Annotated in this window: 2 protein-coding genes; both read left to right on the forward strand. The window is 37.5% G+C overall.

The window, feature by feature from the left end:
* Positions 1-79 precede the first annotated feature (79 nt).
* Entirely contained in the window at positions 80-373 is a 294-nt protein-coding gene (locus BABA_RS02430; protein ID WP_007083533.1) for a transposase, read from the forward strand.
* A gap of 11 nt (positions 374-384) precedes the next feature.
* Positions 385-1,260 (forward strand): IS3 family transposase, encoded by an 876-nt coding sequence (locus BABA_RS02435; protein ID WP_235749542.1) that lies wholly within the window; start codon positions 385-387, stop codon positions 1,258-1,260.
* Positions 1,261-1,397: the final 137 nt, after the last annotated feature.

Consider the following 1,397-nt stretch of genomic DNA (forward strand, 5'->3'; position numbering starts at 1 on the left):
TAAAGTTAGTCTAAAAAGTGGACACGGATAAATGAGATTTAGTTTATAATACAATCATCATTTAAAAGGACGTGTACACATGGGGAAACATTATGATCTGGAGTATAAAGATTACGTTTCGAAATTAGTTGTGGAAGAAGGACGAAAGGCATCGGACTTAGCTCGTGAACTTGAGGTTTCCTATAAGACTTTATCCGGATGGGTGGCAGCTTACAGAAAGAAGAACCAAGGTGGTCAACCAAAAGAAAACTATATTACTCCTTCAGAGCTAGAGATATTGAAAAAGCAACATGAAAAAGAATTACAACAGCTTAGAGAGGAAAATGAAATCCTAAAAAAGGCCATGCACATCTTCACGAAAAACCAAGCGTAAAGTTTAGCTTCATTCAGGCCCACACTGATGAACACGCAGTTATGAAGATGTGCGAGGTACTTGAAGTCTCCAAAAGTGGGTATTATAAATGGCTACAGGTTCAAAACCGGCCCCAATCTGAAAAAGAAGCTTATCGTAAAGAGACTGAACAGAAAATCTGTAAATCCTTTCATGAAAGTCAAGGAACCTATGGCAGCCCAAGAGTACACGCTGACCTAGTGGAATGGGGTTATACCGTTTCTCAGAAAACGGTGGCACGCATCATGCAGGAGTTGGGATTATCAGCTTCACCAATAGAAAAATACGTAGTAACAACCGATTCTAACCATGATCAAAAGATTTATCCTAACTTGGTCAAACGTCAATTCAGTGTAAACGAACCAAATCGGATTTGGGTTACAGATATTACCTACATTTGGACACTTGAGGGATGGGTTTACTTATCAACTATCATGGATTTATTTTCGAGAAAAATCGTGGGTTGGAGTATGGCTGCTCACATGAAAAAAGAGTTGTCTATTCAAACTTTAAAAATGGCGATTGTGTCAAGGCAACCGGGTGAAGGCTTAATCCATCATTCAGATCGAGGTTCTCAATACTGTTCAAATGATTACACAGACATTCTAAAAGAAAACGAGATGCAGATTAGTATGAGTAAAAAAGGGGATCCCTACGATAATGCATGTATTGAGTCGTTCCACGCTACAATTAAGAAGGAATTGATCTACAGGAGGAAATTTGCGACTAGAGCTGAAGCTATAAAGGCAATAAATTACTATATAAGCAGTTTTTATAATGAAAAGAGGAAACACTCAACATTGGGATACTGTTCACCTAACCGATTTGAGAGAATACATTTACAAAATCAGCTGGATTTTATCTCATAAATTACCCTTTGGTATTCAAAATGATCAATTAGGTTTTTTGAATTGATCATTTTGAATACCCCAGCAAGCGAAGCGCGGTAGGGTTTTGTATAAATATATCTCAAATTTTTGTGTCTACTTTCTTGACAGAAGACCAA

Origin of the sequence: Neobacillus bataviensis LMG 21833, assembly GCF_000307875.1 — a bacterium.
Lineage (GTDB): Bacteria > Bacillota > Bacilli > Bacillales > Cytobacillaceae > Neobacillus > Neobacillus bataviensis.

Coding starts and splice junctions, on each gene's coding strand:
- BABA_RS02430 (WP_007083533.1), top strand. CDS start 80: ATGGGGAAACATTATGATCTGGAGTATAAAGATTACGTTTCGAAATTA.